Here is a 24,186-nt window from a genome sequence, read left to right on the forward strand (position 1 = left end):
CGACACCAGAGGGAGCCACCGCCGACAATGGACAGCACCGCAGCCACCTCGCTGTCAGGTCTCTGGGACCAGGTCTTCGGAAGCCAGCCGGACCCGGATCTGTGGGTGGTGATCGCCACCCTCGTCGCGGCCCTCGCCGTGACCGTCCCGCACGGCGTCTGGCGGCTCTCCCGCAACGCCATCACCATCGCGCACGAGGGCGGCCACGGCCTGGTCGCGCTGCTCACCGGGCGCAGCCTCAGTGGCATACGACTGCACTCCGACACCAGCGGCCTCACGGTGAGCCGCGGTAAACCGACCGGCCTCGGCATGATCCTCACCGCCGCCTCGGGCTACACCGCTCCCCCGCTCCTTGGCCTCGGCGGCGCCGCGCTGCTCGCCGCGGGCCACATCACCGCGCTGCTGTGGCTGGCCACGGCCCTGCTGGTGGCGATGCTGGTGATGATCCGCAACGCGTACGGCGCGCTCACGGTGCTCCTGACCGGCGGCACCTTCGTGGTGGTGTCCTGGCTCGCCGGCCCCCAGGTCCAGGCGGCGTTCGCCTACGCGGTGGTGTGGTTCCTGCTGGTCGGCGGAGTCCGCCCGGCCTTCGAACTCCAGGCCAAGCGGAGCCGCGGCGGCGCGGGCGACTCGGACGCGGACCAGCTGTCCCGGCTGACCCACGTCCCGGCCGGACTGTGGCTGTTCCTGTTCCACGCGGTGTCCCTGTGCTCCTTGATAGGCGGGGGCCGCTGGCTCCTGGAGGTGTGACGCCCGGGAACCCAATGGACGGTATTCAGCGACGCGGGGCCGTTCCCCGGCCAAACCCGGCGGAGCGAACCGCCACTAAAGTGGGGCTCATGACCGTTAACCCCGCCCACACCGCCCTATGGCCCGCCCCGCACGCGAGCGGAGCCGTCGACGCGACGGTCCACGTACCGGGGTCCAAGTCGGTCACCAACCGGGCGCTGGTCCTCGCGGCCCTCGCCTCGGAGCCCGGCTGGCTGCGCCGCCCGCTCCGCTCCCGCGACACGCTGCTGATGGCGGGCGCGCTGCGCGCGATGGGCGTGGGCATCGAGGAGACGGTGTCGTCCAGCTCCACGGTCGCCGGTGGCCCGGACGCCTCGGGCGAGGCCTGGCGGGTCATCCCCTCGGGCCTGCACGGCCCGGCCACGGTCGACGTCGGCAACGCGGGCACGGTGATGCGTTTCCTTCCCCCAGTCGCCGCGCTCGCCGACGGCCCCATCCGTTTCGACGGCGACCCGCGTTCGTACGAGCGCCCCCTGAACGGTGTGATCGACGCGCTGCGCCTGCTGGGCGCCCGGATCGACGACGACGCCCGCGGCGCACTTCCCCTCACTGTGCACGGCGGCGGCGCCCTGGACGGCGGCCCGGTGGAGATCGACGCGTCCTCGTCCTCCCAGTTCGTCTCGGCCCTCCTCCTCTCCGGCCCGCGCTTCAACCAGGGGGTGGAGGTCCGCCACACCGGCTCCTCCCTCCCCTCCCTCCCCCACATCCGGATGACGGTCGACATGCTGCGCGCGGTCGGCGCCCAGGTGGACACCCCGGAGTCGGGCGGCGAGCCCAACGTCTGGCGGGTCACGCCGGGCGCCCTGCTCGGCCGCGACCTGACCGTCGAGCCGGACCTGTCCAACGCGCAGCCGTTCCTGGCCGCGGCCCTGGTGACAGGCGGCAAGGTCGTCATCCCGGACTGGCCGTCCCGCACCACCCAGCCCGGTGACCAGTTGCGCGCGATCTTCACGGAAATGGGCGGTTCCTGCGAACTGACCGAGGCGGGCCTGGAGTTCACCGGCTCGGGCTCGGTCCACGGCATCGACGTGGACCTGAGCGAGGTCGGCGAGCTGACCCCCGGCATCGCCGCGGTGGCGGCCCTCGCCGACTCCCCCTCCACCCTCCGCGGCGTGTCCCACCTCCGCCTGCACGAGACGGACCGCCTGGCCGCGCTCACCAAGGAGATCAACGAACTCGGCGGCGACGTCACCGAGACCGCCGACGGGCTGCACATCCGCCCGCGCAGGCTGCACGGCGGCATCTTCCACACATACGACGACCACCGCATGGCGACCGCCGGCGCGGTCATCGGCCTGGCGGTGGAGGGCGTACAGATCGAGAACGTGGCGACGACGGCGAAGACCCTCCCGGACTTCCCCGATCTGTGGACCGGAATGCTCGGGAACTGACGGGCGGATCACGATCATGCGCCGTTACGGCAAGAACCCCGACGAGGACGACATCCGCACCCGCCCGAACCGCAAGGGCAACCGTCCGCGTACGAACATCCGCCCCAAGCACGAGGACGCAGCCGAAGGCATGGTCCTCACCGTCGACCGGGGACGGCTCACCTGCCTCGTAGAGGACCGTGTGGTGATGGCCGTGAAGGCCCGCGAACTGGGCCGCAAGGCGGCGGTGGTCGGTGACCGTGTCGCCATCATCGGCGACCTGTCCGGCGCCAAGGACACCCTGGCCCGCATCGTCCGCATCGAGCCGCGCACCTCGGTCCTGCGCCGCACGGCGGACGACGACGACCCGTACGAGCGCGTGGTCGTCGCCAACGCCGACCAGCTCGCCATCGTCACGGCCCTCGCCGACCCCGAGCCACGCCCACGTCTGATCGACCGCTGCCTGGTGGCGGCGTACGACGGCGGCCTGGAACCCCTCCTGGTCCTGACGAAGTCGGACCTCGCCCCGCCGGACAAACTCCTGGAGCTGTACGGCGACTTGGACATCCCGTACGTCGTCACGACCCGCGAGGAGTTCGAGGACGGCCAGGCGGTGGACCGCGTACGCGAGCAACTCAACAACAAGATCACGGCCTTCATCGGCCACTCCGGCGTAGGCAAGACGACCCTGGTCAACGCACTGGTCTCACGGGACCGCCGCCGCACCACGGGCCATGTCAACGCCGTGACAGGCCGCGGCCGGCACACCACCACCTCGGCACGAGCGATCCCCCTACCCGAAGCCGCGGGCTGGGTCATCGACACCCCAGGCCTCCGCTCCTTCGGCCTGCACCACGTGGACCCGTCCCGCGTCATCAAGGCCTTCCCCGACCTCGAACCCGGCACCGAGGGCTGCCCGCGCGCGTGCAGTCACGACGAGCCGGACTGCGCACTGGACCAGTGGGTGGCCGACGGCCACGCGGACCCCGCCCGCCTCTACTCCCTGCGCCGACTGCTCTCGACGAGAGAGCGCCACGAGGGCGACTGACACCTCTTGTTCCCCCTACGACCTCCGCGTTGTTTGCGCCCGTCCCGCGCCGGTAAATGCATAATCGCACCGAGTGACCCGGGAAAGCCCCTGACCTGAACCACACACCAGACCAAGCAGTCGACGTTCGGACGCGGGAGGACAAGCCATGGCATGGCTGCTGGTCGTTGTGGCAGGACTGCTCGAAACCGGCTTCGCCGTCTGCCTGAAGCTCTCACACGGCTTCACCAGACTCTGGCCCACGGTGGCGTTCTGCATCTTCGCGCTGGGCAGCTTCGGCCTGCTGACCCTCTCCCTCAAGAAGCTCGACGTCGGCCCCGCCTACGCGGTGTGGACCGGCATCGGCGCAGCGGGAACCGCGATCTACGGCATGATCTTCCTGGGCGACCTGGTATCCACCCTGAAGATCATTTCGATCAGCTTCGTGATCGCAGGAGTAATCGGCCTGCAACTGTCAGGCTCGAGCCACTAGCCTTCAGATCACTTCCCGAGAACCAGGAACTCCTGAGCCGCGATGCGGCGAAGCGAGCGCGGCCTTCACCAAATCAGTGACCCCACCCTCTCCGGGCGGCGCGGCCACGCAGGACAGCGCGAGACGGACAACGAGTTCGCAGGTGCGGGCGAGCTCGCCGCTCTCCGCCTTCGAGGGGGACATCGCCACGACGGCCCGGTCACGGACCAGCGCCACGAAGTCGGCGGGCGAGGGCAGCGGCCCGTCCGCCCGCCGCTGCGCGGGCACAGCGGACGACGAGGGCACCGCCGAGAGCGTCGGCGAGGGCAGCCGCTCACTCCAGCACCCGGTCAGCATCGCCCGCACAAGTACGTTGCTCCGCGCCGCCGAAGCGGTCCACTCGGCAGTGGCGACCAACCGCTCACGAGCGTCCGCATGAGCGCCCAACGCCCGCTCGACCCCCGCGAGATAGGCATCCGCCTCCCGCCGTACGAGGGCACGCGCGAGCCCGTCCTTACTCCCGAACTCGTTGTAGAGCGTCTGACGCGACACCCCGGCCACGGCGGCCACATCGACCATCCGCACCGCCGACCAAGCACGACGCGCGAGCGCCGTATAGGCAGCATCCAAAAGGGATTCCCGAGCTGCAGGCATATCGCCTCCCTGAGCCGATCCGCTCCGCAGCTCAGATTTGACGCGCACAGGTTCACTGTCAAGGGTTCGCGGCGGCACCAAGGGGCGCACGCCCCCACCGCACGCACCCCAGCCGACCACGCGCCCCCACACACAGTGCGCCAAAGGCGAGGCGGGGGCATGTGTACGCCGAAGGCGAGGACGTGGGCATGGGCGTGGGCATGTGTACGCCGAAGGCGATGGGTGGACACATCGAAGGCGGGCCCCCACGCACCCGCACCCGCCAGATCACCGAAGGGGACGTGCCGGAACGTCCGCCCGCAGCGGCTGGCGCGTCAACACCGCCCGCTTCCTGAGCAACCCATTCCGCGCCAGACCGAGGACGGATGCTCCGGCACGGCCCCGACCCACCCATGGCGCAGGCGACCGCCCCCACAGCCCCCCACCCGAAGATCTACAGGCCATGTAGCCCTCCCCCGGAACGGGCAGATACGGTTCGCTCATGCCCGACTATCACGATGACCTGCGTCTCGCCCACGTCCTGGCGGACGCCGCCGACGCCGCGACGATGGCCCGGTTCAAGGCGCTCGACCTGAAGGTCGAGACCAAGCCGGACATGACCCCCGTGAGCGAAGCGGACAAGGCCGCCGAGGAACTCATCCGCGGCCAGCTCCAGCGGGCAAGGCCGCGCGACGCGATCCTCGGCGAGGAGTACGGCATCGAGGGCACGGGCCCCCGCCGCTGGGTCATCGACCCGATCGACGGCACCAAGAACTACGTACGAGGCGTGCCCGTCTGGGCCACCCTCATCTCCCTGATGGAGGCGGCCGAGGGCGGCTACCAGCCGGTCGTCGGCGTGGTCTCCGCCCCCGCCCTGGGCCGCCGCTGGTGGGCCGCGAAGGGCCACGGCGCGTTCACGGGCCGCAGCCTCACCTCGGCGTCCCCACTCCGGGTCTCCCAGGTCTCGCACATGCCGGACGCCTCCTTCGCGTACTCCTCCCTCAGCGGCTGGGAGGACCAGGGCCGCCTGGACGGCTTCCTCGACCTCACGAAGGTCGTCTGGCGCACCCGCGGCTACGGCGACTTCTGGCCGTACATGATGGTCGCCGAGGGCTCGGTCGACATCTGCGCCGAACCCGAGCTGTCGCTCTGGGACATGGCGGCGAACGCGATCATTGTGACCGAGGCGGGCGGCTCGTTCACCGGCCTCGACGGCCGCCCGGGCCCGCACAGCGGCAACGCGGCCGCGTCGAACGGCATCCTCCACGACGAACTGCTGGGATACCTGAACCAGCGGTACTGAAGCGAGACCCCTGAGTAACCCCGAGGCGCCCCGAACTCACCGCACGCGCCCCCTTGTTGACCCTCCTTTTACCTGCGACTCTGAGAGTCCCCCCACTTGTGAATTTGTGAATCACTTCTCTTGACGCCTCGCCAGGGCCCCGGCACCGCCCGGGACCGGCACCGCGCCAGGCCAAGCGGTTCACCAAGGAGGTGGCTCCAGCCCATGCTCGTCCGCGACGCCATGAGCACGGTGGTCCTCACCATCGGCCCGGCACACACCCTCCGCCAGGCGGCCCGCCTGATGTCCGCGCGCCGCATCGGCGCGGCCGTCGTCCTCGACGAGGACGCCAGCGGACTCGGAATCCTCACTGAGCGCGACATCCTCAACTCGGTGGCTCTCGGCCAGAACCCGGACACCGAGACCGCAGGCAGCCACACCACCACCGACGTCGTCTTCGCCGCCCCCGCCTGGACCTTGGAGGAAGCCGCGACAGCCATGTCGCACGGCGGCTTCCGCCACCTGATCGTGCTGGACGGAACGGGCCCGGTCGGCATCGTCTCGGTCCGCGACATCATCCGCTGCTGGGCACCAACACACCGCCGCGCACCGGCGCAGGTCTGAACCCCAAGCCCCTTACAGCCTCACACCCTTAAACGAACGGGCCGGGCCCCTGATGACTCAGGAGACCCGGCCCGCCCTCAACGACAAGCGTTCCAGTGCTGGTTGTCAGCCGCGCAGGGCCTGGACCGCGACTGCCAGCCGCTTGCCGAAGTCACCATCCGCCTGGCGGAAGTTGTCGATCGCACGCTCGGCGATGTCGTCACGGGAGACCTTGGCGATGAACCCCGCCAGGTTCTCGATCAGCCGGACCTTCTCCTCCTCGGAGAACAGCCGGTACAGATTCCCCGCCTGCACGAAGTCGTCGTCCTCGGCGTGAACCGGCGCCTCATGGTTGCCGGTTCCACCGGAGACTGGGGTGGACACCCACAGCGGCCGGTCGGTCTGGACGGGCCCACCGAACGAGTTGGGCTCGTAGTTCTTCGCACCCTTGTGGCGCCCGTCGTACAGGAAGCCGTCCCGCGAGTTGGTGCGCGCCTCGGTGGCGTGCGGACGGTTCACCGGCAGGTGGTCGGCGTTGATGCCGACGCGATAGCGGTGGGCGTCGCCGTAGGCGAACAGCCGCCCCTGAAGCATCTTGTCGGGCGAGGGCCCGATACCCGGCACGAAGTGAGCCGGAGAGAAGATGCTCTGCTCGACCTCGGCGAAGATGTTCTCCGGGTTGCGGTTGAGCTCGAGCTTCCCGATCTCGACCGGCGGATAGTCCTCGTGCGGCCACACCTTGGTGAGGTCGAACGGGTTGAAGCGATAGTTCGCCGCCTCGGCCGCCGGCATGATCTGCACCTGCACGGTCCAGGACGGGAAGTCACCACGCTCGATGGCCTCGCGCAGATCGCGCTGGTGCGAGTCGGGGTCCTCACCGGCGAGCTTCGCGGCCTCTTCCGAGGTCAGGTTCTCAATCCCCTGATCGGTCTTGAAGTGGTACTTGACCCAGAAGACCTCACCGGCCTCGTTGTTCCACTGGTAAGTGTGGGAGCCGTAGCCGTTCATGTGGCGCAGCGTCGCCGGGATACCGCGGTCGCCGAAGAGCCAGGTCACCTGGTGCGTGGACTCGGGCGAAAGCCCCCAGAAGTCCCACACGTTGTCGGCTTCCTGCGATCCGGTGTACGGGTCGCGCTTCTGCGTGTGGATGAAGTCGGGGAACTTGATGGCGTCCTTGATGAAGAACACCGGGGTGTTGTTGCCGACGAGGTCGTAGTTGCCCTCTTCGGTGTAGAACTTCAGCGCGAAGCCGCGGGGGTCACGGACCGCGTCCGCGGAACCGAGGTTGCCGGCCACGGTCGAGAACCGCAGGAAGGCCTCGGTCTGCTTGCCGACCTCGGAGAGGAACTTCGCGCGGGTCCACTGCGAGACGTCACGGGTCAGCGTGAAGGTGCCGTACGCACCGGCGCCCCGCGCATGGACGATGCGCTCCGGAATGCGCTCACGGTTGAAGTGCGCGAGCTTCTCGAGCAGCGCCTGGTCCTGGACGAGGACGGGCCCGCCGACGCCCGCGGTCTCGCTGTTCTGATTGTCGGCCACCGGCGCACCGGCCTCCGTCGTAAGCGGTCCCTGCGTCACGTGCGCCTCCTGCGTCATTCGTGCAAGTTCTGTCCCTCGGCCAATGCCGGTCTCGATCCTACATTGGACTAAGTCTAAGTCAAGGAGAGATCCAAAGTCACACCTGTTCGGGATCTGTTCCTCTTACTGTTAGGCTGGTTCGTATGAGCGACCTGCTGGAACGACTGCGCGGACGCGGATGGCGGATGACCGCGCAGCGGCGCGTAGTGGCCGAGGTCCTCGACGGCGACCACGTCCATCTGACGGCCGACGAGGTGCACGCACGCGCAGTCGTCAAACTGCCCGAGATCTCCCGGGCAACCGTCTACAACACCTTGGGCGAGCTGGTCTCACTCGGCGAGGTACTGGAAGTCGCGACCGACAAGCGCGCCAAGCGGTACGACCCGAACGCGCACCGTCCGCACCACCACCTGGTCTGCGCCCAGTGCGGCACGATCCGCGACGTCCACCCGGGCGGCAACCCGCTCACCGACCTCCCCGACTCGGAGCGCTTCGGCTTCACGGTCTCGGACGTCGAGGTCACCTACAGAGGCGTCTGCCCGAACTGCGCGACGGCCTGACCGCCTCGCGTCCCCTCGTGAGCAACGCGCCTCACCCGAAGGCAAACACACCGAAGGCCCGGAACCATTGGTTCCGGGCCTTCGGTCTTCAGTAGCGGGGACAGGATTTGAACCTGCGACCTCTGGGTTATGAGCCCAGCGAGCTACCGAGCTGCTCCACCCCGCGCCGTTGAACTGAACAGTACGTCACCCTTGCGGACCAGCGCAAATCCCTTTCAGCCCGTCCGGCGTTTGAGGACGAGCGCGAAGCGCGACAGGAGGGGGCCTGAGGGCGCAGCCCCCAGAAACGGGACGGGAAGGGGCGGAGGGGGCGAAGAAAATCCCCCTCACGCCGACAGTTCCTCCCGCAACGCATCCCGCAACCGAGCCGCCCGCTCGGAAACCTCAGCGGGCCCAAGAGAAACGGCCCGGTCGGCCCACCGCTGCCCCTCCGCAAGCTCCCCCCCACGCGCATACACAAGCGCGAGCCGAAGCGCCGCCCGCCCATGCCCAGCGTCAGCCGCCCGAGCCCACCACACGGCAGCCTCCGGCTCACTCCCCTCCCGGGCGAGCAGCAGCCCGAGATTGAACGCCCCGTTCCGCGACCCGGCCTCCGCCGCCTCGCGGTACCACCGAGCCGCCTCCACCACATCGCCCCGCGCGGCGGCCAGCATCCCGACCCGCACCTGCGCCCTCCGGTGCCCCTGGGACGCCGCCCGCTCGTACCACTCCTCGCACTCGCTCTTCTCCTGCGTGGGCTCCCCCAGCTCGTGGGCGGGCGCCGGCGGCCGACGCGCGTCGAGTACGGCGGCGAGCCGGTACGCCGCCTCGGCGCTGCCGCCCCCCGCCGCGGACCGCAGATGCCGCTCGGCATCCCGCTCGTCCCCGTCCCGCAACCGCGCGATGGCCACCTGAAGCGCCGCCTCGGTGTGCCCGGCGGCCGCGGCACGCTCGTACCACCGCAGCGCCGCCGCGTCGTCGTCCTCGGTGCCCCGCCCGGCGTGCAGGATCCCGAGATTGAACGCGGCGTCCACGCTGCCGGCCTCCGCGGCCTTGGAGAACCACGGCTGGGCCCCGGCCGCGTCGCCGACCTGCAGCAGCAGGATGGCGAGCGCGTTCGCCGCCTCGCGATGACCGGCGTATGCGGCACGCCGGTACCACTGCTCGGCCTGCGCGGTTCGCCCCTGCTCGGCGCAGAGCAGCCCGAGGTTGTACGCCCCGTTCACATCACCGGCGTCCATCGCGGCCCGGTACCAACGCTCGGCGGTCTGCGTCTCGCCGCGCTCGGCGTGCAGCGCGCCCAGGGCGTTGGCCGCGTTCCCGTCGCCGTCCTGGGCGGCCCTCAGCCACCACACGGCGGCGCTGTCGGTGTCGCCGGCGTCCCGCAGCAGGAACCCGAGCGCACACGCGGCCCGAGCCTCGCCGTCCTTGGCGGACGTCAGATACCAGCGCCCCGCCTCCTTGAGCTGCCCGCGCTTCTCCAGGATCGCCCCGAGATGCAGGGCGGCACGCCGGTGCCCGCGCGCGGCGGCCTGCCGGTACCACTGCTCGGCCTCTTCACCGCCGGCGCCGATGACACCGTTGTCGGCCCTGGCCTCGCCCGAGTCCACGACCTTGCGGTCGAGGGCCCGCGCAAGCCGGTACGCGGCCTCGCGGTGCCCGCGCTCGGCGGCGGCCCGCATCCACTGTTCGGCGCCGACGTCGGCGCGGTGCTCAAGCAGGTCCGCGAGCGCGTACGCGCCCAGGGCGTGCCCCTGCTCGGCGGACTGACGCAGCCAGTACTCGGCGGCGGGCTCGTCGCCGCGCTCGCGGTGGTACCGGCCGAGCGCGTGTGCGGCAGCCGCGGAGCCCGCGACGGCGGCGATCCGCCACCATCCGGCGGCGTCCTCGGCGTACCCGCGCTGATGCAGGAGGACACCCAGATTGTTGGCTGCGGCGCGATCACCGGCTGCGGTGGCAGCACGCAGCTGCGGCTCGGCTCCGTCGAGATCACCGCGGCGCAGCAGCATCGCTCCGAGGACGCTCATCGCCTCGACGTCGCCGGCTTCCGCCGCGAGCCGCTGGCGCGCTTCCTCCACAGCCTCGCCGGTTTCGTCCCGGTCGGGAGGCTGCGCAAAACGCCCTGTATCCAACAGAGTTGCCTTGTCCCCCATAACGTCCATCGTCGCACCACCTGCAACCTGGGTACACCTGGTATACCGCAGCCAGTGAGGTCACTTCAGCGTTTTGTCGACATGCCCACAGAGAGACAAGTCAAACACAGATTTCCCAACTCCCCCCGTTTGGAGCAGCACTTCACAGGAGTCGCCAGGTCACCGCCGAAGCCTCGCGCGTTGTCGCACACGTCGAAGGCCCGGATCCTTGATCAGGATCCGGGCCTTCGACTTTCAGTAGCGGGGACAGGATTTGAACCTGCGACCTCTGGGTTATGAGCCCAGCGAGCTACCGAGCTGCTCCACCCCGCGCTGTTGTGTTGCAACCGTACCACGGCGCGGGGTGGGCCCTGACCTAGCCGCTGCTCGGGCTCGCGCTGGTGCTCGGACTCGTGCTCGGGCTGGCGCTGCTGCCGCTGCCACCACTGGTCTTGTTGGCCTTGGCCTGGGCGTCCTCGGCCCGCTGCAGCGCTTCCTCAAGATCCTTCTGCGCCGTGCCGTACGCCTCCCAGTCGCCCTTCTTGAGGGCTTCCTGGCCTTCGTCGAAGGCCTTCTGGGCGTCGTTGAGCGCTTCCTGGACCGTCGGATTGGTCGACGTCGGTGGTGGCTCGGTGGTGTCCTCGGGTGGTGGCTCGGTGGTCGAACCCTCTGTCCCCAGGACCTTGTTGAGCGCCGCGTCGAGCGTGTTCTCGAAGGCGGTCTTGCCTCCGTAGCTCACCAACACCTTGCGCAGCAGCGGGAACTTGAGTCCACCACCGCGTACGTAGACCGGCTCCACATAGAGCAGTCCTCCGTCGAGTGGCACAGTCAGCAGGTTGCCGTACTCGACTTCCGAGTCGCCGCCCTGCAGAAGTCTGATGGACTCGGCGATGGTCGGTTGGGAGTTGAACTGGCTCTGGACCTGTTTGGGCCCGTCGACGGGTTCACTCGTCGGCAGTTTCAGAATTCTGATCTTGCCGTAGTCAGGGGTGCCCGCCTCGGCGTTGACCGACATGAAGGCGCTCAGGTTGTCCCGGCCGTTCGGCGTGAGCGTCGTCGTCAGCGAGAACGCCTGCGCCGTCTCTCCGGGCATCTCCATGCTCAGGTAGTACGGCGGCACCGCGTCGCCCGACTTGTTGGTCGGGTCGTCCGGCACCTGCCACACCTCGCTGCCGCTGAGGAAGGTGTTCGCGTCCTTCACGTGATAGCGGGTCAGCAGCTCGCGCTGGACCTTGAACAGGTCCTGCGGGTAGCGGAGATGGGCCATCAGGTCGGTCGAGATGTCGGTCTTGGGCTCGACCGTGTTCGGGAACGCCTTCATCCAGGTCTTCAGGACCGGGTCCTCGGTGTCCCACTGATAGAGCTTGACCTCGCCGGTGTACGCGTCGACGGTCGCCTTCACCGAGTTGCGGATGTAGTTGACCTGGTTCTGCTGGGCCACCACCGCACGCTGGTTGTTGGTCGCGGTCAGCGAGTCGGCCGTCGTGTCGCCCAGCGTGGTGCGGGAGGCGTACGGATAGCCGTTGGTGGTCGTGTACGCGTCGACGATCCACTGGATCTTCCCGTCGACCACGGCCGGGTAGGCGTCGCCGTCGATGGTCAGCCAGGGGGCCACCGCCTCGACTCGGTCCTTGGGCGTGCGGTTGTAGAGGATCCGCGAACCCTCACCGATCGCGCCCGAGTAGAGGATCTGCGGCTCGCTGAAGGCCACCGCGTACGCGGCCCGGTTTATCGGGTTCGAGAGGTTGACCCCGCTCTTGCCCGTGTAGCTGGTGGTCTTCTCGCCGTCGTCGTCCGAGTAGTCGATCTCCTTCTGGGGACCGCCGACGATCGAGTACTGCGTGGTCTTCTCGCCGTAGTAGACCCGCTGCTCGTACGTGCCGAGGTCGCCCTTGGAAGGCAGGTCGGACTCGGTGAAGAGCGGCTGGCCGCCGGAGGTCGCCGTGGTCCCCTTGGCGGCGACCACTCCGTATCCGTGCGTGTAACGGAAGTGGTCGTTGATCCAGTTGTTCTTCGGAATGCCGGCGAGGTTCAGCTCGCGCAGGCCGATGACCGTGTCCTGGTCCGTGCCGTCCGCGGTGTACCGGTCGACGTCCAGGTTGGTCGGGAACGCGTAGTAGTTCTTCATCTGCTGCAACTGCTGGAACGCCGGCGAGACGATGTTCGGGTCCAGCAGGCGGATGCTCGCCGTGGTGTCGGCGTCCTCGCGCAGTTTGGTCGTGTCCTTGGTCGCGCTCGTGCCCGCGTAGTCCGTGACCTCGGTGTCCTGGATCCCGTAGGCCTCCCGGGTCGCCTTGAGGTTCTTCGCGACGTACGGCGCTTCCTTGGCCTGCTCGTTCGGCTGGACCTGGAACTTCTGAACGATCGCCGGGTACAGGCCGCCGATGAGGATCGCGGAGAGCACCATCAGACCGAAGCCGATGACGGGCAGCTGCCAGGTGCGCCGCCACAGGGTGGCGAAGAACAGCACCGCGCAGATGACGGCGATGCAGAACAGGATCGTCTTGGCCGGCAGATACGCGTGGGCGTCGACGTACCTGAGACCCGTCCAGTTGTCGGTCGCCTTGAAGTCACTGGACTTCACAGCGAGTCCGTACCGGTCGAGCCAGTAGGCGACCGCCTTCAGCGCGACGAAGAGGCCCAGCAGCACCGAGAGATGCCCCGTGGCGGCGGCCGTGGCACGCGCCCCCGGGCTGGTGACGCGCAGCCCCCCGTAGAGGTAGTGCGTGAGCGCGGCGGCGATCAGCGAGAGCACGATGGCGGCGAAGCCGAAGCCGAGCAGGAAGCGGTACCAGGGCAGGTCGAAGGTGTAGAAGGAGATGTCGAGGCCGAACTGGGGGTCCTTCTGGTTGAAGGGAACCCCGTTCACCCACATCAGCCAGGTGCGCCACTGGCCCGAGGCGGACGCGCCGGCGATCAGCCCCACCAGGGACGTGATGCCGAACAGCAGCCACCTCTTGTACGGCGCGATCCCCATCCGGTACCGGTCGAGGCTCTGCTGCTCCATCGACATGGCACTCAGCGGCGGGCGCAGCCGGTGCGCCAGCCAGATGTTCACACCGACCGAGGCCGCCATGAGGAGACCGAAGACGAAGAAGAGTCCGATCTTGGTCCACAGCGTGGTCGTGAACACGGACGAGTAATGAACCGATCGGTACCAGAGCCAGTCCGTCCAGAACCCCGCGAACATGACGAAGGCCATGGCCAGTGCGGCCAGCACGCCCAGTGTCATGAGCAGGGTCCGGACACGCCGGGACGGTCGGCCCACTCTGATCCGTGGCCCCGTCGGGCCTCCGCCGCGGTCCGGCATCTGGAAAGCCAAGGTGCGCACCTCGAAGTTCGCTGTTGGTCCGTCAGGTCCCCGTCATCGTGGACCATTCGTCAGGCTCCGTGATCGTGGGGCCTCATCTATGCAACTTACTCACGCTTTACTCGGTTCCCGTTTCCGGGTACTAACGAGGCAGGATTGTGACCATGTCCAACACTCCCATGGCAGCGAGCCCGCTCACCCGGGCCGTACTCGAGATCGACGAGTACGCCTCCGGCCTCGGCTGGGACCAGCCCGCTCGCCTCTTCGCCCTCGTAGACACCGCACGGCTGCGGACCCAGGAACCCGGCCTCGCGGCCCAGCTCGGCCTGCAGGACGAGCCGGAGACCACCGGTCTCACCCCCATCGAGCAGGACGAGGTCCCTGCCGACAAGCCGCTGGACGAGTTCCTCGGCACCATCGCCTGGCCGGACGCCGTGGTCGGCTGCGCGCTCACCGTGGAGCGGCTGATGCTGCCGCCGTCCGCCGAGGCCTCCGTCCCGGAGGGCCTCAGCCAGAAGAAGCTCACGAAGTGGGTCGCCGAGCACCCGGACCGTCAGGAGGTACGCATGACGGTCGGCGTGCTCCGCGACGGCACCCGCGACTCCGCGCTGCGCCTGCGCGAGAAGGACGCTCCGACGGAAGTGCTCACGGGTTCGGGCCTGGTGCCGGGACTGGCGGAGGCGCTGTCGGCGACGTTCGCGGACTAGTACTCCGGATCAGCCGGTGACTATTTGGTGCTGCACTTCGGCAGGTCGGAAGTCTTGCCGGAGCTGATGTCCTTGAGGGCGCTCATCGCGTCGTCCATGGTGTTGACCTTGACGAGCTTGAGCCCCTCGGGGGTGTCCTTCGCGGCGGCCGCGCAGTTGTCCGCGGGCGTCAGGAAGTACTGGGCGCCCTTCTCCCGCGCGCCGACGGTCTTCATCTCGATGCCGCCGATCGGGCCGACCTTGCCGGCGTCGTCGATGGTGCCGGTGCCGGCCACGAACTTGCCGCCGGTGAGGTTGCCCGGGGTGAGCTTGTCCACGATGCCGAGCGCGAACATCAGTCCCGCGCTCGGTCCGCCGACGTCGGCGAGCTTGATGTCGATGGTGAACGGGAAGGTGTGGTCGGTCCCGGCGGAGATGCCGACGATGGCACGCTCCTCACCGTCGTCGTCGGACTTCTTGGTGGTGATCGTGATGTCCTCGGTCTCGGTCGCCGTCTTGTTCTCCTTCTCGGCGGCGGCCTGGGCCTTGGCGGGCACGATGGTGAAGACGACCTTCTCGCCCGGCTTGTGCTTGGTGACCAGGTCCGCGACGTCGCCGGGTGCCTTCACCGCCGTACCGTCGACGGCCTTGATCACGTCTCCGGCGTGCAGCTCGCCCTCGGCCGGGGAGTCCTTGACGACCGTGGAGACGATCACCCAGGACTGCACCGGGATCTTCAGCTCCTTGAGGGCCGCGACCTTGGCGCTCTCCTGGGACTGGCTGAACTCCTCGGCGTTCTCCTGCGTCGACTGCTCCTCCGTCTTTCCGTCGGGGTAGAGCGTGTCGTGCGGGACCACCTTGTTGTCGTGCGCCAGCCAGCCGTAGACCGCTTCCACGAGGTTCATGTTGTAGTCGGCGCTGGTGACCCGGACGGTCGTCATATTGAGATTCCCGGTGGCCGGGTAGGTCTTGTGCCCGGTGATCTGCAGCACCGGCTCGCCGTCGTGATCGCCCAGCGTGTTCACGGTCGGGCCCGGCGACATCTCCGAGTACGGCACTTTGATGAACACTCCCGCGCAGAGGAGCGCGATCAGGATCAGGGTGGAGGCGAGCATCGTCGCGGTGCGGCGTGGCATGCCACGACATTACGGGACGGTGCTGTCAACGCACCGTCGGGGCCGTCCGTACGGGGCCCTGTCCTCGGCCTGTGAGCCTCTGGGCGTCAGACGGCGTCGGAAGCGGACTTCTCCAGGGCCACGGAACGCTTCGCGACTCCAGGCCTCTGCACATCCTCGTACCGGTCCACGGCCTCGGGCCTTTCCATGGCCGCGCGGAAACGCGCGTAGCCGTCGAGCTCGATGCCGTCTCCCGCGGTCTTGCGGTTCCGGCTGGCCCAACTACCCCACAGTCCGGCACCGATCGCAGCCAAAAGCGGAATCAGCAACCAGGCGAGCGCCGCCATGCCGACCTCCCAACCCCATGAGCGACCGCAACTGACTGATCAGCAGATTAACCATCAGCAGTGTCAACGCTCACGCCAGGGGGGCGGTTACGCAACCGGAGGGCGGAAGGGGGCCAGGCGGACGATCGGGTCGGCCCTCAGCAGGCCCCCACCCACTCCTCCGTACCGTCCGAGAACTTCTGATGCTTCCAGATCGGCACTTCGTGCTTCAGGTCGTCGATGAGCTTTCGGCACGCCTCGAACGCCTCACCCCGATGCGGGCACGACACGGCGACGACGACAGCGAGATCCCCGACACTCAGATCCCCGATCCGGTGAACAGCGGCCAGCGCACGCACCGGGTACTCGGCGACCACCTTCTCGGCGACCCGCCGCATCTCCGCCTCGGCACTGGGGTGACACGAATACCCCAGCTCATCGACGTCGGCACCCCCGTCATGATTCCGCACCGTCCCCACGAACAGCGCCGTCCCCCCGGCGGCGTCGTCCCCCACGGCCCGAAAGACCTCATCGAGAGACAACGGCTCCTCACGAACCGCGATCAGCCGAATAGGATCCTGCGCGCCCTGCTCACCGGGATGGTCAAAGGTAGGTGCCATAACCCCATCGTGCCGCACCCCACCGACACCACGGAATACCGTTTTCACCCGGCACAGGGCATACCCCTTTGGAGGAGCCTCCGACATTCCAGCCCGTCCGGCGCGTGAGGACGAGCCCATACCGTCCCGATCCCCCACCCACCCGTCCGAGCTGGGGCTTCAGCCCGTCCGGCGCGTGAGGACGAGCCCATACCGTCCCGACCCCCCACCCACCCGTGGGGGCGGTGATTTCAGCCCGTCCGGCGTTTGAGGACGAGCCCTTCGGGCGACCGGGGGTCTGGGGGCGGAGCCCCCAGATACGGGACGGGTAGGGGCGGAGGGGGCGAAAACACGCCTCTACGCCAGCACGGGCGCCGGGTGCCGGTCACACACACGGGACGTCAGGCGCGCGGGCGCCGCGAACCCACAAAGCCCCGCCCCGCCACTCAAATCCGCCGCCGAGCCTTCCGCGCCCGCCGCACCACCGCAGCCGCCCCCAACAGCGCAACCGTCGCCCCCGCGGCCCCCGCCGCAGTCGCATCCTTGCGCCCAAGCCGCCGCCCGACCACGGTGTGCCGCCCCGCGACCTCCTCCAGCAGCTCCGCGAGGACCTCCTCGTTGGTCCACTGGGGCCGCCACCCGGCGTCATGCAGCCGGCTCCCGCTCACGACCCAGGGATACATCGTGTACGCCAGATCGCCGGCAGGCGAAGGAGTGAGCCCGATCCGGTGCAGCCGAGCAGCCGCCCCAAGAGCGACCGCGGACGGCAGCTCCATCCGCCGGATCCCGCTCAGCTCCTCGACCTCCTCCTGCTCCAGCCACCCGTCGCACCCGACGGCCAGCTCGCCCTCGACCTTCTCCACGACGGCGTACTCCAGAGCGCTGCACAGGTCCTCGACGTGACAGAACTGCCACGCGGGCCGCGACCCCGCCACCACAAGCAGCCGCGGCGACTCGAAGTACCTGGTCAGAGCCGTATCGGTGCCGCCGACCAGCACAGCGGGCCGTACGACGGTGACATTGAGTCCCGGATGCGCGCGCGGCGCCCGCCGGGCGAGCCGCTCGATCTCCAGCAGGTCACCCACGCCCGTGGCCTCGGCCGTCGCCCGCAATTCGGCGTCTTCGGAGAGGGGCAGTTCGTTGTCCGGCAGTGCTCCGTAGACCATCGCGGAGGTACACAGCACGACCCGGTGCACCCCGGCCGCGGCGGCAGCCGTGAGCACGGTCTGCGTCCCCCGGACGTTGTACGCCGTCCGCGCCGCCGCGTCCGACTCGAGATCGAGGTCGAGCGCGAGGTGTACGACGACGTCCGCGCCGCGCAGTTTCTCGGCGATCACCGGGTCGCGGACGTCGAGGATGTGCCACTGGGCGGCGGCGCACTCGCCGCGCCGCTCGTCGATGGCGATGACCTGCTTGATCTCCTCGCTGGCGGCGAGCCGCTCGGTGAGCAGCGCGCCCACGCCGGACGCGGCGCCGGTGACCGCGACGACGGGCCCGCGCGCGGGCGGGCTGGTTGAGTGGTTTCGCGCTGCGCGAACCTGCGGATCTGGGGAACTCACCGGGCGTCTCCAGCGGTTGTCTTCAGTAACGGACGCGCGTGACGCGTGCGTACCAGGTGGCATCCATCCTGCCGCAGGCCAAGAGTCGGCGAAGCACCGAGGCCCGATCGGGCTGGGGTGTCTACGCTGGGTGGTGTTGTCGGGCAAGCCGCCGTCGGGAAGAACCGGCGGCCTTACCAGCCGAGGAATCCCGTGAGTGACACCCCATTCGGATTCGGCCTTCCGCCGGAGGAGCCGGAGAACGGCGACGAGGGCAAGAAGAAGGACCAGGAGAGCGGCGGTGGTCAGGGACCGGCCAACCCGTTCGGTTTCGGGGGATTCCCCGGAGCCGGCGGCCCCGGCGCCGACAATCCGCTCGCAGCAATGTTCGGTTCCATGAACCCCAACGACCTGGGCGCCGCGTTCCAGCAGCTGGGCCAGATGCTCTCGTACGAGGGCGGGCCGGTGAATTGGGACATGGCCAAGCAGATCGCCCGCCAGACGGTCTCCCAGGGCACCTCTGACGGCATCAAGGACGCGAGCATCGGCCCCGCCGAGCGCACCGCGGTCGAGGAGGCCGTCCGTCTGGCCGACCTGTGGCTGGACGACGCGACCTCCCTGCCGTCCGGCGCGGGCTCCGCCGTGGCCTGGAGCCGCGCGGAGTGGGTCGAGGCGACCCTGCCCGTGTGGAAAGAGCTCGTCGACCCGGTCGCCGAGCGTGTCGGCGCGGCCATGGGCGATGTCCTGCCTGAGGAGATGCAGGCCATGGCGGGCCCGCTCATCGGCATGATGCGCTCCATGGGCGGCGCCATGTTCGGCACGCAGATCGGCCAGGCCGTGGGCGTGCTCGCGGGCGAGGTCGTCGGTTCCAGCGACATCGGCCTGCCGCTCGGCCCGGCCGGCAAGGCCGCGCTGCTGCCGCTGAACATCGAGTCGTTCGGCAAGGACCTGAGCGTCCCCCAGGAGGAGGTGCGGCTCTATCTCGCCCTGCGCGAGGCCGCCCACCAGCGCCTCTTCGCGCACGTGCCGTGGCTGCGCTCGCACCTGTTCGGCGCGGTCGAGGGCTACGCGCGCGGGATCAAGGTCGACACGGCCAAGCTGGAGGACGTGGTCGGCCAGTTCGACCCGCAGAACCCGGAGGAGCTCCAGAACGCACTCCAGCAGGGCATGTTCCAGCCGGAGGACACTCCGGAGCAGAAGGCCGCGCTGGCCCGTCTGGAGACGGCTCTCGCGCTCGTCGAGGGCTGGGTGGACGCGGTCGTGCACGCGGCCGCCAAGCCGCGCCTCACGTCCGCCGACGCGCTGCGTGAGACGCTGCGCCGCCGTCGCGCCTCGGGCGGCCCCGCCGAGCAGACCTTCGCCACGCTGATCGGCCTGGAGTTGCGCCCGCGCCGCCTGAGGGACGCCTCGCGCCTGTGGGCCTCGCTCACCGACGCGCGCGGGGTCGACGGCCGGGACGGCCTGTGGGCCCACCCGGACATGCTCCCGACGGCGTCCGACCTGGACGACCCGGACGGCTTCGTGCACCGCGAGCAGCTGGACTTCTCGGAGATCGACAAGATGCTCGGCGAGGCGGCGAGCGGCTCCGATTCCGGTTCCGGTTCCGGCGACAAGCCGAATCTGAAGAAGAACGACGAAAAGGGCGACGAAAAGGGCGACGACTCCGAGTGAGCCTGTACGACGACGCGGTCCTCGTACTCAAGAGCTACGAGGACCAGGAAGAGCTGCGCCAGGCGTACCTGGACCATCTGGCCGCACATCCGGACGGCATGTGGAAGGCCTGCACGGCCGGGCACATCACGGCGAGCGCCCTCGTGATCGATCCCGAGCAGGGCCGCGTACTGCTGACCCTCCACAAGAAGCTGCGCATGTGGCTCCAGATGGGTGGTCACTGCGAGCCGGCGGACGCCACGCTGGAGGTCGCGGCTCTGCGTGAGGCGACGGAGGAGTCGGGCATCACGGGTCTCAGTCTGCTGCCGGGCGGTCCGGTGCGCCTTGACCGGCATCCGATCCCGCCGCCGTGCCACTGCCACTTCGACGTCCAGTACGCGGTCGTGGCGGCACCGGGAGCCGTGCAGGAGATCAGCGACGAGTCGCTCGACCTGCGCTGGTTCGCGTACGACGAGGTCGCGGGCGTGGCCGACGAGTCGGTCCTGCGACTCCTGGAAGCGACCCGCGCACGGCTGTGAACGTGTAAGGGGCGACCGCAACGGCGGTCGCCCCTTACACGTTCACTTCCCTGGCGCTCAGCTCCAGGCGTTGCCCTGGTTCTGCGCGTGCACGCCCTGCTGCCCCATGCCGTACTGGGCACGCACCCCCTGGCCGATCACGGCGTTCTGCGGCGGCAACAGTTCACTCGGCTGGACGAGTGCGTAGCCCTGTCCCAGGAAGCTGAGTTCCCAGCCTTCGCCCGTGTTGCCACGGCGCCGAAACACTCCGGAGGAGTGGGTCTGGGCCTGCATCTGCACACGCAGGCTCGTGGACCAGGCCACGATCGCGTCGGCGTCGCAGTTGACGTACTTGTCCGGCGTGACCTGCATCAGCAGCGGCATCCCGGAGGTCATCAGCGCGACCTTGCCGCGCCCCGTGATGTTGAGCTGGTACTTGCCGGAGCCGGAGATGCCGTACTGGCTGTCCACGGCGATGACCTCGTGGTGCAGCGAGGAGTCCATCGCCAGCACGTAGCTGCTGTCGACGGTGAGACCGTCCTGGTCCACGTCGACCACGTGCACGTGCTGGGCGAGGTTCGCCAGGTAGACCGTCCCCTGCCCGTGGCAGCGCATCAGGTCGAGACCCTCGCCGGTGTACGCACGCGACCGCTGCTGGCCGCTGTTCTGGTACTCGGCGTCGAACTCGACGAGCCCCTGGTACGCGACCATGGTGCCCTTGCGCGCGAGGATGTCGTCGTGACCCTCCAGGACCACGCGCAGCATCTGCGAGTTCTGCAGGCTGTAGCGATCCTGGGTCTGCTGTTCGTTGTAGCCGAAAAGCGGGCTCTGCATGATGTCCTGCTCCCCCTCAGCCCCGGACTCGGAGACGGTCGGTGCTGTCCTCGCTGGGCTGGACGACGACGATGCCCGTCCCCGAGAACGCCATCTGGAACGCCTCGCCGCTGCCGCGTCCGATCAGCGACTGCGCCTTGAAGCTGCGCTTGCCCTTCACCTTGAGGTTCGGGGACCAGGCGACGAGCGCGTCCGGGTCGACGTACGTCTCGTCCTCACCGCCGCCGCAGTCCACGACGATCGGCTTGCCACGGGAGGTCAGCGCGACCCAGCCCTGCCCGGAGATCTTGGTGTTCCACAGGCCCTGTCCGGCGAACTTGGCGAGCCCCTTGACCCGCTCGACGCCCCACGTCAGATGGGCGTCGAAGGCGAGCAGGTTGGTCGCGTTGACGGAGATCGCGTCCCCGTTGAGGTTGATGACGACGACGTTCGCCCCGTAGTCGGCGAGGTAGAGCAGGCCGTCGCCGGAGGCCTTCATCAGAGGCGCGCCCTCACCGGTGGCCCAGTCGCGGGCGATCTGGCGTACGGCGGGCGGGTTGGGCTCGTACTGGACGAACCCTTCGTAGGCGACCATCGACCCCACGCGCGCGAGGAGGTCGTTTCCGGTCTGCATGGCGACCTTCAGCATGTGGTTGCCGTGGTTCTCCATACGCGCAGTGACAGGTGCCGGGGCGAAGCCCGAGAGTGGCTGGTTCATGACGGGCTCCCTCAGACCTCGTACGGCTGGACGACGATGAAATTGCCGGGCGCGCCGCGGAACTGGAGGTTCACGCTCTCGCCGGTGTCGCCGGGGTAGGCGTTCCGGCGCATCCGCACCTGGCTGGAGACGATCACCTGGGAGGCCGCGGACCAGGCGACGACCGCGTTGCAGTCGGCGAACGTCGTGGGCGTGACGGGCAGCACGACGGGCGCGCCGTGCGTCTTCACGACGATCGTGCCGGTCCCCTGGAACTGCATCGTGAAGAGCGCGCCCCCGGGGATGCCGTGCCCCTCGATCCTGCGGACCTCGTACTGCAGCGTCTCGTCGAAGGCGAGGACGCTCTCGGCGGACACACAGATCCCGTCGCCCTGGAGTTCGATGGGGTGCACATGGGCGCCGTTCTCGGCGAGGAACACCTGGCCGCGACCCGAACAGCGCATCAGCTGCATCTCCTGGCCGGTCGCGTTGCCCACGATCCGCCCGGCGAAGCCGGCGCCCTTGTAGCTGAAGTCGACCTTGCCCTGGTAGAGCACCATGCTGCCCTGACGCGCCAGGACGGCCTGATCACCGCCCGCGCCGAGATCGACGCGGACCATCTTCTTGTTCTGCTGGGTCCAGCGCTGACCGGTGGGCGTCTCCTTGAAGGCCTGCAACGCGGCCGACACACCGGCAGCACCCTGCGGGGCTCCCTGGGGAACGCCGTACGGGGAGGGTGCGCCCGGCTGGCCCGGAATCTGGCCCGGGACCTGGCCGTACGGCGGCTGCTGACCGTAGCCGGGGGGTGCGGTGGGGGCCTGCTGGCCGTAACCCGGAGGCGCCGGCGGGGCCTGCTGGCCGTAACCGGGCGGCAGGGGAGCCGTCTGGCCGGGAGGCTGCTGGCCGTAGCCCGGCGGCGGACCGGGCTGCCCCGGAGGCTGGGCGTACGGTGCGGGGCCCGGGGGCGGCACGCTTCCGCCAGGCGGAGTGTGCAGGGGCGCGACGATGGTCGGCGCGGCGTGCACCGAGGGCGCGGGCGCCGGGGCGGGAGGCGGTGTGGTTCGCGCCGGCGGCGCGAAGCCCTGTGCCGCGGGCGCCGGGGCGGGCGCGGGTGCGGACGGCGCGCCGAACGCAGGGGGCGCGGTGGCCTGGGCCGGCGGTGCGAAGGACGGCGCGGCGGCGGCCTGCGGCTGCTGCGCGGCGGGCTCCTCCTCGGCGACCTGGCCGCCGAAGTTCTTCAGCAGCGCGTCGAGCCCGCCGTCGAAGCCCTGTCCCACGGCGGCGAACCGCCAGACGTCCTTCAAGTAGAAGTCGCCCAGCATCACGGCACGCTCCGTGGAGAACTCCGCGCCGCTGAACGAGTACCGGGCCACCTCTTCGCCGCCCGCGACGATGCGGAGATATCCGGGGGCGATCTGGGACATCTGCCCGGCGCCGTCGAGCGTCGCCGTGAACGACAGTTTCTGGATCTGCGCCGGGATCCGGTCGAGCGTGACACGGAAGGACTCCGTGTCACCCGCCTGGGCACCGAGGAGCTGAATGGACTCCTCAGGGGACTTCGGCTGGTTGAAGAAGACGAAGTACTGGTCGTCCGAGAGCCGTTCGTCGGCGTCCAGGCCGAAGCAACTGATGTCGAAGGTCAGTCCGGGGCCGGCGATCTGCACACCTACGTACAGATCGGTGCCCGCGGTGAGGTCACTGATCTTGGCCTTGTGGCCGCGTTGGAATTCCCTGGCCATGCGTAACGACCGTCCCCCATCCCGAATGCAAGTACGTCGCGTCAGGCTAACGGCAAACGCCGACAGTGGAGGAAGCCGGTACAGACCCGGTACACAACCGCCCCTTCCGTACAGGCGGACCGCCTGCGGTGCGGGCGGACCGCACCTACTCGTCGCGTTCGGCGGGCGGATGGGGCAGCCGGTCGGCGGCCACCACACCTTCGAGGTAGCCGCGCGCACGCTCCGTACGCGGATACGCCTCCAGGAGCCGCCAGAAGCGGGGCCCGTGACCTGGCACGAGCAGGTGCGCGAGTTCATGGACGAGGACGTAGTCGACGACGTACTCGGGCATGCCCTGCAGCCGGTGCGACAGCCGGATACTGCCCTCGGACGGGGTGCACGAGCCCCAGCGCGTGTTCTGGTTGGTGACCCAGCGGACCGAGGTGGGCCGGGCCCGGCCGTCGAAGTACTGACCCGACAGTCGTGCGGCGCGCTCGGTCAGCTCGGCGTCGCCGGGCACCCGTTTCTTCTCCTGGGCGGCCAGTTTGTCGAGCATGACGGTCACCCAGCGCTGTTCCTCCGCCTCGGACATCCGGGCGGGGATGAGCACAACGGTGCGATCGCCCTCGCGGTACGCGGAAACCGTTCTGCGCCGTCGCGCGCTCCTGCGGACCTCGATCGCGCTCGCCCCCGAGCCGCTCGGCGGCGGGCTCGTCGTACTGCGCTGTGGGTTTCCGGCGCGGTGCAGTGGGTCGGCGGGCACGCCCCGACGTTACCCGCTGCACATGGGG

The 24,186-nt window shown here is 69.3% G+C and carries 22 protein-coding genes and 2 tRNA genes; 10 read left to right on the plus strand and 14 right to left on the minus strand.

Features of this window, described 5'->3' with window-relative positions; genetic code table 11:
• The first annotated feature begins 27 nt into the window (after positions 1-27).
• The 4 genes from OG266_RS14550 to OG266_RS14565 all read left to right on the plus strand — a co-directional run bounded on the left by OG266_RS14550 (position 28) and on the right by OG266_RS14565 (position 3,679).
• Positions 28-750, plus strand: a complete 723-nt coding sequence (locus OG266_RS14550; protein WP_266454544.1) for a M50 family metallopeptidase — start codon at positions 28-30, stop codon at positions 748-750.
• Positions 751-839: 89 nt separating this feature from the next.
• Positions 840-2,180: a 3-phosphoshikimate 1-carboxyvinyltransferase gene (gene aroA / locus OG266_RS14555; RefSeq protein ID WP_371546032.1), complete on the plus strand. Its 1,341-nt coding sequence runs from the start codon at positions 840-842 to the stop codon at positions 2,178-2,180.
• Positions 2,181-2,196: 16 nt separating this feature from the next.
• Entirely contained in the window at positions 2,197-3,207 is a 1,011-nt protein-coding gene (gene rsgA, locus OG266_RS14560; protein WP_329545623.1) for a ribosome small subunit-dependent GTPase A, read from the plus strand.
• A 148-nt stretch (positions 3,208-3,355) separates the two neighbouring features.
• A complete protein-coding gene (locus OG266_RS14565; protein ID WP_266454551.1) occupies positions 3,356-3,679 on the plus strand; it encodes a multidrug efflux SMR transporter in 324 nt (107 codons plus the stop codon).
• 3 nt (positions 3,680-3,682) lie between these two features.
• Here OG266_RS14565 and OG266_RS14570 read toward each other — a convergent pair whose 3' ends face one another.
• The gene (locus OG266_RS14570) at positions 3,683-4,312 is read right to left on the minus strand and encodes a TetR/AcrR family transcriptional regulator (RefSeq protein ID WP_266454554.1); all 630 of its coding nucleotides are present in this window, start codon (positions 4,310-4,312) and stop codon (positions 3,683-3,685) included.
• Positions 4,313-4,793: 481 nt separating this feature from the next.
• Here OG266_RS14570 and hisN point away from each other — a divergent pair, with 481 nt between their 5' ends.
• Together hisN and OG266_RS14580 are read left to right on the plus strand one after the other, a co-directional pair.
• Positions 4,794-5,594: a histidinol-phosphatase gene (hisN, locus tag OG266_RS14575; RefSeq protein ID WP_371546033.1), complete on the plus strand. Its 801-nt coding sequence runs from the start codon at positions 4,794-4,796 to the stop codon at positions 5,592-5,594.
• 204 nt (positions 5,595-5,798) lie between these two features.
• A complete protein-coding gene (locus tag OG266_RS14580) occupies positions 5,799-6,197 on the plus strand; it encodes a cyclic nucleotide-binding/CBS domain-containing protein (RefSeq protein WP_266454559.1) in 399 nt (132 codons plus the stop codon).
• Between the two features lie 105 nt (positions 6,198-6,302).
• On the opposite strand, the gene OG266_RS14585 is transcribed toward OG266_RS14580, so the two are convergent.
• Positions 6,303-7,772 carry a catalase gene (locus OG266_RS14585; protein WP_371546035.1) on the minus strand — a complete coding sequence of 490 codons (1,470 nt, stop codon included), beginning with the start codon at positions 7,770-7,772 and terminating at the stop codon, positions 6,303-6,305.
• Between the two features lie 125 nt (positions 7,773-7,897).
• Between OG266_RS14585 and OG266_RS14590 the strand changes: the two genes are divergently transcribed.
• The gene (locus OG266_RS14590) at positions 7,898-8,314 is read left to right on the plus strand and encodes a Fur family transcriptional regulator (RefSeq protein ID WP_266454565.1); all 417 of its coding nucleotides are present in this window, start codon (positions 7,898-7,900) and stop codon (positions 8,312-8,314) included.
• Positions 8,315-8,406: 92 nt separating this feature from the next.
• On the opposite strand, the gene OG266_RS14595 is transcribed toward OG266_RS14590, so the two are convergent.
• From OG266_RS14595 to OG266_RS14610, 4 genes are all read right to left on the minus strand, one after another.
• Positions 8,407-8,480: transfer RNA gene (locus OG266_RS14595), tRNA-Met, on the minus strand.
• A 160-nt stretch (positions 8,481-8,640) separates the two neighbouring features.
• Entirely contained in the window at positions 8,641-10,455 is a 1,815-nt protein-coding gene (locus OG266_RS14600) for a sel1 repeat family protein (RefSeq protein ID WP_266454567.1), read from the minus strand.
• A gap of 229 nt (positions 10,456-10,684) precedes the next feature.
• Positions 10,685-10,758 (minus strand) — tRNA-Met (locus tag OG266_RS14605).
• Positions 10,759-10,801: 43 nt separating this feature from the next.
• Entirely contained in the window at positions 10,802-13,735 is a 2,934-nt protein-coding gene (locus OG266_RS14610) for a UPF0182 family protein (protein WP_371552791.1), read from the minus strand.
• A 164-nt stretch (positions 13,736-13,899) separates the two neighbouring features.
• Here OG266_RS14610 and OG266_RS14615 point away from each other — a divergent pair, with 164 nt between their 5' ends.
• Positions 13,900-14,442 carry a PPA1309 family protein gene (locus tag OG266_RS14615; protein WP_371546037.1) on the plus strand — a complete coding sequence of 181 codons (543 nt, stop codon included), beginning with the start codon at positions 13,900-13,902 and terminating at the stop codon, positions 14,440-14,442.
• A 20-nt stretch (positions 14,443-14,462) separates the two neighbouring features.
• Here OG266_RS14615 and OG266_RS14620 read toward each other — a convergent pair whose 3' ends face one another.
• From OG266_RS14620 to OG266_RS14635, 4 genes are all read right to left on the minus strand, one after another.
• Positions 14,463-15,557 (minus strand): PDZ domain-containing protein, encoded by a 1,095-nt coding sequence (locus OG266_RS14620; RefSeq protein ID WP_371546038.1) that lies wholly within the window; start codon positions 15,555-15,557, stop codon positions 14,463-14,465.
• 86 nt (positions 15,558-15,643) lie between these two features.
• Positions 15,644-15,883, minus strand: coding sequence for a hypothetical protein (locus OG266_RS14625; protein WP_326726353.1), 240 nt, complete (start codon positions 15,881-15,883; stop codon positions 15,644-15,646).
• A gap of 137 nt (positions 15,884-16,020) precedes the next feature.
• A complete protein-coding gene (locus tag OG266_RS14630; protein WP_371552793.1) occupies positions 16,021-16,482 on the minus strand; it encodes a molybdenum cofactor biosynthesis protein MoaE in 462 nt (153 codons plus the stop codon).
• 425 nt (positions 16,483-16,907) lie between these two features.
• Positions 16,908-18,020, minus strand: a complete 1,113-nt coding sequence (locus tag OG266_RS14635) for an SDR family oxidoreductase (RefSeq protein ID WP_266454574.1) — start codon at positions 18,018-18,020, stop codon at positions 16,908-16,910.
• Positions 18,021-18,212: 192 nt separating this feature from the next.
• On the opposite strand from OG266_RS14635, the gene OG266_RS14640 reads away from it, so the two are divergent.
• Together OG266_RS14640 and OG266_RS14645 are read left to right on the plus strand one after the other, a co-directional pair.
• The gene (locus tag OG266_RS14640; protein ID WP_266454577.1) at positions 18,213-19,670 is read left to right on the plus strand and encodes a zinc-dependent metalloprotease; all 1,458 of its coding nucleotides are present in this window, start codon (positions 18,213-18,215) and stop codon (positions 19,668-19,670) included.
• Positions 19,667-20,188 carry an NUDIX hydrolase gene (locus OG266_RS14645; protein ID WP_266454580.1) on the plus strand — a complete coding sequence of 174 codons (522 nt, stop codon included), beginning with the start codon at positions 19,667-19,669 and terminating at the stop codon, positions 20,186-20,188. Before OG266_RS14640 ends, OG266_RS14645 begins: the two co-directional genes overlap by 4 nt.
• Before the next feature lie 57 nt (positions 20,189-20,245).
• On the opposite strand, the gene OG266_RS14650 is transcribed toward OG266_RS14645, so the two are convergent.
• The 4 genes from OG266_RS14650 to OG266_RS14665 form a co-directional block, all read right to left on the minus strand.
• Positions 20,246-21,001 (minus strand): AIM24 family protein, encoded by a 756-nt coding sequence (locus tag OG266_RS14650; protein ID WP_266454582.1) that lies wholly within the window; start codon positions 20,999-21,001, stop codon positions 20,246-20,248.
• Positions 21,002-21,017: 16 nt separating this feature from the next.
• Positions 21,018-21,698 (minus strand): AIM24 family protein, encoded by a 681-nt coding sequence (locus tag OG266_RS14655; protein ID WP_266454585.1) that lies wholly within the window; start codon positions 21,696-21,698, stop codon positions 21,018-21,020.
• An 11-nt stretch (positions 21,699-21,709) separates the two neighbouring features.
• Positions 21,710-23,416: a TerD family protein gene (locus OG266_RS14660; protein WP_371546042.1), complete on the minus strand. Its 1,707-nt coding sequence runs from the start codon at positions 23,414-23,416 to the stop codon at positions 21,710-21,712.
• A gap of 145 nt (positions 23,417-23,561) precedes the next feature.
• Complete coding sequence (locus OG266_RS14665) at positions 23,562-24,158, minus strand: M48 family metallopeptidase (RefSeq protein WP_329545631.1); 597 nt, start codon at positions 24,156-24,158, stop codon at positions 23,562-23,564.
• Between the last annotated feature and the right edge of the window lie 28 nt (positions 24,159-24,186).

Origin of the sequence: Streptomyces sp. NBC_00554 (genome assembly GCF_041431135.1) — a bacterium.
GTDB lineage: Bacteria > Actinomycetota > Actinomycetes > Streptomycetales > Streptomycetaceae > Streptomyces.